Annotated in this window: 8 protein-coding genes; 3 read left to right on the top strand and 5 right to left on the bottom strand. The window is 70.9% G+C overall.

Annotated elements, in window-relative coordinates:
- The 3 genes from FV218_RS21455 to FV218_RS21445 form a co-directional block, all read left to right on the top strand.
- On the top strand, window positions 1-713 hold a 713-nt coding region (locus FV218_RS21455), incomplete at its 5' end, for an AMP-binding protein (RefSeq protein WP_147711483.1).
- Window positions 714-1,031: 318 nt separating this feature from the next.
- Complete coding sequence (locus FV218_RS21450) at window positions 1,032-1,241, top strand: hypothetical protein (protein WP_147711482.1); 210 nt, start codon at window positions 1,032-1,034, stop codon at window positions 1,239-1,241.
- A 17-nt stretch (window positions 1,242-1,258) separates the two neighbouring features.
- Window positions 1,259-1,552 (top strand): hypothetical protein, encoded by a 294-nt coding sequence (locus FV218_RS21445; RefSeq protein ID WP_147711481.1) that lies wholly within the window; start codon window positions 1,259-1,261, stop codon window positions 1,550-1,552.
- 119 nt (window positions 1,553-1,671) lie between these two features.
- Here the strand turns inward: FV218_RS21445 and typA are convergent, their stop codons facing one another.
- From typA to FV218_RS21420, 5 genes are all read right to left on the bottom strand, one after another.
- The gene (gene typA / locus FV218_RS21440) at window positions 1,672-3,492 is read right to left on the bottom strand and encodes a translational GTPase TypA (protein WP_056087769.1); all 1,821 of its coding nucleotides are present in this window, start codon (window positions 3,490-3,492) and stop codon (window positions 1,672-1,674) included.
- 215 nt (window positions 3,493-3,707) lie between these two features.
- The gene (locus FV218_RS21435) at window positions 3,708-4,469 is read right to left on the bottom strand and encodes an alpha/beta hydrolase (RefSeq protein ID WP_147711480.1); all 762 of its coding nucleotides are present in this window, start codon (window positions 4,467-4,469) and stop codon (window positions 3,708-3,710) included.
- A 123-nt stretch (window positions 4,470-4,592) separates the two neighbouring features.
- Complete coding sequence (locus tag FV218_RS21430) at window positions 4,593-5,984, bottom strand: hypothetical protein (protein ID WP_246685229.1); 1,392 nt, start codon at window positions 5,982-5,984, stop codon at window positions 4,593-4,595.
- 190 nt (window positions 5,985-6,174) lie between these two features.
- Window positions 6,175-6,513 (bottom strand): DUF3325 domain-containing protein, encoded by a 339-nt coding sequence (locus FV218_RS21425; RefSeq protein ID WP_147711479.1) that lies wholly within the window; start codon window positions 6,511-6,513, stop codon window positions 6,175-6,177.
- Window positions 6,510-7,315, bottom strand: an 806-nt coding sequence (locus tag FV218_RS21420) for a PepSY-associated TM helix domain-containing protein (RefSeq protein ID WP_147711478.1), incomplete at its 5' end; no start/stop codon positions are given. The genes FV218_RS21420 and FV218_RS21425, both read right to left, overlap by 4 nt.

The raw sequence follows: 7,315 nt of genomic DNA, 5'->3' as shown, positions 1-7,315 counted from the left end.
CCGCCGCCCCGCCGCCCCAGGCGGTGCTCGCCGCCATGGGGGAGGCCGGCTTCGACGTCACCCACCTCTACGGGCTCACCGAGACCTATGGCCCCGCCGTGGTCAATGCCTGGCACCGGGACTGGGACGCCCTCGACGCCGACGCCCGCGCGGAGAAGATGGCGCGCCAGGGCGTGCGCTACCCCGTGCTGGAGGGGTTCGACATCCGCGATCCCGAGACCGGCGACTCCGTGCCGGCCGACGGGACGACCCTGGGCGAGGCGATGTTCCGCGGCAACGTGGTGATGCGCGGCTACCTCAAGAACCCGGCGGCGACGCAGGCCGCGTTCAAGGGCGGCTGGTTCCGCTCCGGCGACCTCGGGGTGAAGCACCCGGACGGCTACATCCAGCTGAAGGACCGCTCGAAGGACATCATCATCTCGGGCGGCGAGAACATTTCCTCCATCGAGGTCGAGGACGCCCTGTTCCGCCACCCCGCCGTCGCCTCCGCCGCCGTGGTCGCCCGGCCCGACGCGAAGTGGGGCGAGACCCCCATGGCCTTCGTCGAGCTCAAACCCGGCGCCACCGTGGCGGCCGACGCCCTCATCGCCTGGTGCCGCGAGCGCCTCGCCGGCTACAAGCTGCCGCGCCACATCGTGTTCGGAGACTTGCCGAAGACGGCGACGGGCAAGGTGCAGAAGTATCTGCTGCGGGAACGGGCGAAGGCGGAGTGAGGCCGGACGCATGCGAACTCAACGCGGCCGCGTCGGGGCGAGGAAACCTCGCAAGACTCCCGACCGCCACCGGTCCGGTTTTCGGCATCACCGGAACTTTGAGAGAGACACTTAATCCATCAAACTTAAGTGAAATTCGCTCGGGAACGTTTGTTTCAAGTCTTGCTTGAGTCCACGAGCGTGAAAGCGCCGTACAATTCGTCCCGAACCTGCCCCGAAGCGGCGCCCCGGCTCGGGAGACGCGTGTTTGATGGTGTCTCTTCGTCCGACGCCGTCCTTCCGTACGGTCGGCGAGCCGAGCGGCGATCCGAGACGGTGATGCCGGACACCGCTCGGCAGTTCGCGGCAGAACAGATCGAAACGAGAGGGCGGCAACGCATGGAAACTTCGGCCAAACCCCACTACGGCTCCGAGCAGAAGAGAAAGTCGACGAACCTCCTCTATATCCTGGGGTTCCTGACCGTTCTGATCATCGTCGTGTTCTGCGCCCTGTACTTCTTCGGCCAACGTTTCGGCGTTCCGGTTTGAGGATGCGTCCGATCAACATGATCCGAATGACAGGCGTCGCGGATGTCGGTCCCCGGAGGACGAAGCCCCAGGGGCGACGGTTTCTCGCCACGGCCCTCCTGGGTGTCGGCTCCCTTGCATTGGCCTGTTCCGAGGCCGGCGCGCGTCCGTCCACGGCCGTGCCCCATGCCGATTGGCAGCGGAAATGCGAAGGACGCGCCGAGCACAACAAGATGCGGCAGAAACTGAGGGCGCCGTTCATCAAGCAGTGCGTGGCGGGTTACCGTATCAACGCGGGCAAGGACCTTCAGGCCAAGAAGGAAAAGTTCTAGGCGGGTTCGGTCGATGGCCGTTCCCGCTCCGAAGCACATCGTTCGGGTCGGCTCCCAAACGAAAAAGGCCGGGCGATGAGCCCGGCCTTCGTCGTATTCGAACCGTGAGGCGTGCCGCGTTAGGCGACGCCGCCCGAGCGCTCGAAGCGCTTGCGCTCGTTGGGGTCGAGGTAGGTCTTGCGCAGGCGGATGGACTTCGGCGTGACTTCCATCAGCTCGTCGTCCTGGATCCAGGCGAGCGAGCGCTCCAGGGTCATCCGGATCGGAGGGGTGAGGCGCACGGCCTCGTCCTTCGAGGTGGTGCGGATGTTGGTGAGCTTCTTGCCCTTGAGCACGTTCACCTCGAGGTCGTTCTCGCGGTTGTGCTCGCCGATGATCATGCCCTGATAGACCTTGGCGCCGGGCTCGATCATCATCGGGCCGCGATCCTCCAGGTTCCACATGGCGTAGGCCACGGCCTCGCCCTTGTCGTTGGAGATGAGCACGCCGTTGCGGCGGCCCATCATCTCGCCCTTGTAGGGCTCGTAGGCCTTGAACAGGCGGTTCATGATCGCGGTGCCGCGCGTGTCGGTCATGAGCTCGCCCTGGTAGCCGATGAGGCCGCGGGTGGGCGCATGGAACACGAGGCGCAGGCGGGAGCCGCCCGAGGGCCGCATCTCGATCATCTCGGCCTTGCGCTCGGACATCTTCTGCACGACGACGCCGGAATACTCCTCGTCGACGTCGATCACGACCTCCTCGACGGGCTCGAGCACGCCGCCGTCCTCGTCCTTCGACAGCACCACGCGGGGACGCGACACGGCGATCTCGAAGCCCTCGCGGCGCATGGTCTCGATGAGGATGGCGAGCTGCAATTCGCCGCGACCCGAGACGTAGAACGAATCCTTGTCCTCGGCCTCCTCGATCTTGAGCGTGACGTTGCCCTCGGCCTCCTTGAACAGGCGGTCGCGGATCATGCGGCTCGTGACCTTGTCGCCCTCGGTGCCGGCCAGCGGCGAATCGTTGACGATGAAGGACATGGTGACGGTGGGCGGATCGATGGGCTGGGCCTGGATCGGGGTCTCGACCTGCGGATCGCAGAAGGTGTCGGCGACGGTGCCCTTCACCAGGCCGGCGATGGAGACGATGTCGCCCGCCTCGCCGATCTCGATGGGCGAACGCTCGAGGCCGCGAAACGCCAGGATCTTCGAGACGCGGCCGGTCTCCACGAGCTTGCCCGTGCGGTCCATGACCTTGATGGCCTGGTTCGGCTTGACGGTGCCGGACGCGATGCGGCCGGTGATGATGCGGCCGAGGAACGGGTTGGCTTCGAGCAGGGTGCCGAGCATCCGGAACGCGCCCTCCTCGACCTTGGCCTGGGGCACGTGGGCGAGCACGAGGTCGAACAGGGGCGCGAGGCCGTCGTCCTGCGAACCGTCGGGGGAGGTCGCCATCCAGCCGGCGCGGCCCGAGCCGTAGAGGATCGGGAAGTCGAGCTGGTCGTCGGTGGCGTCGAGGGCCGCGAACAGGTCGAACACCTCGTTCACCACCTCGGTGATGCGGGCGTCGGGGCGGTCGACCTTGTTGATGGCGACGATGGGCTTGAGGCCGATCTTGAGGGCCTTGCCGACCACGAACTTGGTCTGCGGCATCGGGCCCTCGGCGGCGTCGACGAGGACGATCACGCCGTCCACCATGGACAGGATGCGCTCGACCTCACCGCCGAAATCGGCGTGGCCCGGGGTGTCGACGACGTTGACGCGGGTGTCCTTCCAGACGACCGACGTCGCCTTGGCCAGGATGGTGATGCCGCGCTCCTTCTCGAGGTCGTTCGAGTCCATGGCGCGTTCCTCGACGCGCTGGTTCTCGCGGAACGAGCCGGACTGCGACAGCAGCTTGTCGACGAGCGTGGTCTTGCCGTGATCGACGTGGGCGATGATGGCGATGTTGCGAAGCTTCATAGGGTATCCGGAAGCGAGAAGAGCCCGTCACGCGACGGGCCGCAGGAATGCGGCCGGCTGCGCCGGGTCACGGGATCGAGCTATCGCGTCGCAATAGAAGGTGTCGGGCGTTCCGGCAAGGGGTCGCGTCGGCATGCCCCCTCCCCGTCCCGCGCGGGATCGCCGCGCGCGGCCGGCGGCCTTGAGGATTCAGGGCCGGCCGGCGGCCTCCGGGATCAGGGCCTGCCGGCGGCTTCCAGGATCAGGGCCGCGATGGCGTCGGGCTGCGAGATCAGCGACAGGTGGCTCGCCTTCACCGCGATGGTCTTGGCGCCCATGCGCTTGGCCATGAAGCGTTCGAGGTCGGGATCGATGGTCCGGTCCTCCGTCGAGACGGCGTAGAAGCTCGGCTTGGTGCGCCACGCCGCCTGGGTGGTCCTGGCGGCGAGCAGGGCTTTCTCGAAGGGCTGCTGCACCGCGTAGAGCACCTTCGCCCGCGCCTCCGGCAGGTCGCCGGCGAAGTCGCGCAGGAACGCCGCCTCGCCGAGGCGCCCGTATTCGCCGTCGAAGACGATGCCGGCGCTGGCGGGCGGGGTCGGAAACGTCCTGGCGAGGGCCGCGTAATCCTCGCCGGCATCGGGGGCGCGGGCCGCCACGTAGACGAGGGCCGAGACCTTCGGGTCGATCCCGGCCTCGCCGATGATCATGCCCGCGAAGGAATGCCCGACCAGCACCGTCGGACCGTCCTGGCGTGCGAGCACACGCTGCACCGAGGCCACGGCTTCGTCGAAGGTCGTCAGGGGATTCTGCACCGCCGTCGCGTTGAGCCCCGCCGCCTGCAGGCGCGCGATGACGTCGGACCAGCACGACCCGTCGGCGAACAATCCGTGGACGAGGACGACGTTGCGGGCCGCCGGCCCGGGCGCCGCCCTGGCCGGCCGTCCGAGGGACCCGGCACCCGCCAGGGCCAGCAGGGCGAGGACATTTCGACGATCCATCACGATCCCTCCGGCGGAAGGCCGCCACCGCGGGCGTCGGCGCGTTGGGCGACACCCTCCGGGTCTAGGACGGACGGCGGCGCGCGGCCAGGGATTCCGGGGGTCGGTGTCCGGCGGCGGGGGTCAGCGCGCCTCCACCGACCGCACGGACCACGTGCCCCAGTAGACCGGCCGGCCGAAGACCGAGGAGGCGCCCCGTTCCTCGTAGCCCGGGGCGAGGCGGTCGAGCCAGGTGAGGAACCCGGCCTTGGCCGAGTAGCTCGCCGGGGTGTCGAGGTTGCCGTAGCGGTCGGTCATCCAGGCATGCTGCGCCCGCCCGAACCGGCCGCCGCCGTCGCCGCCCGAGCGCAGGCCGAGATAGGCCGGGGAGCGCATGATCGCCACGGGCTCGGAATACCAAGTGAGGCCGGCGAGCGAGCCGATGGACAGGTCGCCCGTATACTGGACGCAGAGGTCCGCCACCGGTCCGTCCATGGTGTTGGCCGGGCGGTTGCAGCTGTAGGCCACGGCCCAGCGGTCCATGCCCTTGGCCTTGGCGACGCGGACCAGGGCCTGCCCCGGCAGGGGCTCGGCGACGAGGCGGGCCGACGACCACGGCCGGTCGGCGGTCAGGTCCGGACTGGTGCGCAGGTAGAGGCCGAGGCGGCGCTGGGCGGGGGGCGCGGCGCAATCGGCGGGCAGCACGTCCGTGTAGAAGTAGTGGTAGACCCGGTCGAGCACGCTGATGGAGCCGACGAGGTCGTGCCGGTCGAAGCCTTCTCCGGGGCAGTTGCCGACGATGGGCGCGCCGGTCTCGTCGAGGACGGCGCTCGGGGCCGGGGCGTCGCCGCCGCGCCGCGACCGGCGCCGGCCGCCCTCGGGGGTGAACGGCACCCAGGCGGGGCCGTCCGCGGCCCGGCCGCGGATGTCGAAGCGCTCGAAATCGGCGGTGCGGGCCTGCATCAGGGCATGGCGGTTTCCGCTCGGGGTCGGGACCGTGGTGAGGAGGAAGACGTAGGTGTAGTCGTCCCCGCTCCAGTCCCGCCCGGCCACCACCATGGGATGGCGCGCGGCGATCCCCTCCGGCGCCGCCTCGGCCGCCTCCGGACTCCGCCCGCGCCCGCGCCTGCGCCCCTCCGGGCGCACGGCGCGGGCCATCTCCCACAGGCGCGCCTGCGTCGGCGGCATCAGCGTGGCGAGCTGCTCGGGCATCGCCCCCGTGCGCACGGAGCCGCCGTCGAGGGGGCTGGTGGCCCGGCGCGCCGGGCAGGCATCGCCCCGGCGGCCGCCCGCCGGCGCCTCGGCCTGATAGACCACCCGGAGCCGGCCGGCGCGCCCGGCGGTGCGGACGATCTGGACGTTCGCCGCCGATTCGCAGGCACGGGGCGCGAAGAACACGCCCTCGGCCTCGCCGCCCCGGCAGATCTCCAGGGCGCCCCCGGCCGTGGGAAAACAGGCCGGATCGGGGGCCTGGGCCGCGACGGGCATCGCCCACGGCGCGAGGCCCGCGGCGACGGGCAGGAGCGCCCGGGTCATGCGGTGGCGCGCGGGACGGGGCGAGGGCGGGCGGAAGCGGAGCTGTGTCACAATCCGGCGTGGTAGCGTGCGGATGCCGGACGCGACAGTGCGGAGCGCGCGGCCGCCCCCGCCATCCACATGGGCCGAGTGCGCAGGCCGCCTGAATCGCCCCGCAGGCGCCGTCGGGTCGCCCGACGCCGGAGCGGCCTCAGGCGAGGAAGGCCGCGACGGCGGCCAGCGGCAGGGCGAGGATGGCCGCGGGGCGGATCCAGCCGGGCCGGTACGAGACGAGGCCGACGAGGACCAGGGCGGCCCCCGTCAGGGAGCCGAGCCACTGCACCGGCCCGAAATTCCAGTCCGCCGTGAGGATGGCGGCGGCGAAGGAGACGGCGATCCCGCACCAGCCGGTCCAGCGCAGGGCCCGCGCCCGTTTTCGCGAGGGGGACCCGTGGAAGATGGCGCGGTGGTGGCGGTCCATGGCGAGGCACAGGGCGCTGAGCCCGGCGAAGCTGAGGGCGAGGTTGAGGAGGACGGAAGACGGGGTCATGCGCGGGCCAATGTCTGGGCGGTGCGGGCGACGCGGGTCCGCCGCACGTCCTCGTACCGCGACAGCGTCCAGGCGCCGGAACCGAGGCCGGCGGCGATGGCGACCATGGCGAGGTCGAACCAGACGAAATCGAGGCCGCGATCCGTGGTCAGGGCGCCGACGAGGGGCAGGCTGAGGAACAGGAGGCCGGCCACCGTACCCATCTCGCGCCAGGTCCGACCGTGCGGCCGGGCGAACCCGACCAGGGCGGCGAGGCCCCAGGCGGCGAAGAACGCGCCGCCCTCCCAGGTGGCGCGCGCCTCCAGGGCCACGGGCAGGAGCCGGTTGGCGAGGAAGAACGCCGCGATGCCGATGGGCAGGCCGAGGACGGTGCCGAGGTTGAGGCCGCGCACGAGGCGCAGGCCGAAGCCGGGCGCGGTGCCGGGCTTCGGCGCCCGCGCCACGCTCCACAGGACGAGGCCCGTGGCGATGGTGGCCGAGCCCATGAGGCCGCAGAGGAAGAACAGCACCCGCAGGGCCGGCCCGGCGAAATGCGCCTCGTGCAGGCCGAGGAAGCTGGTGAAGGCGTGGGCGGCGGGTTTCAGGGTCCCGAGGCGGGCGACGACCTCCCCCGAGACCGCCTCGAACGCGACCTGGGGGTGGCGGTGGGCCAGGCCCTTCGGTTCCTCGAACACCGCCACCACCGTGGAGGCGGCGTCGCCCGGATTGTTGACGATGACCATCTCCAGGGGCTCGGAGACCTCCGCCCGCGCCCGGTCGACGAGGGGCGCCAGGGGCAGGGGCTCGGCGGGGCGCCCGGCGG

Origin of the sequence: Methylobacterium sp. WL69, assembly GCF_008039485.1 — a bacterium.
Lineage (GTDB): Bacteria > Pseudomonadota > Alphaproteobacteria > Rhizobiales > Beijerinckiaceae > Methylobacterium.
This window is presented reverse-complemented; position numbering and strand designations above follow the sequence as displayed.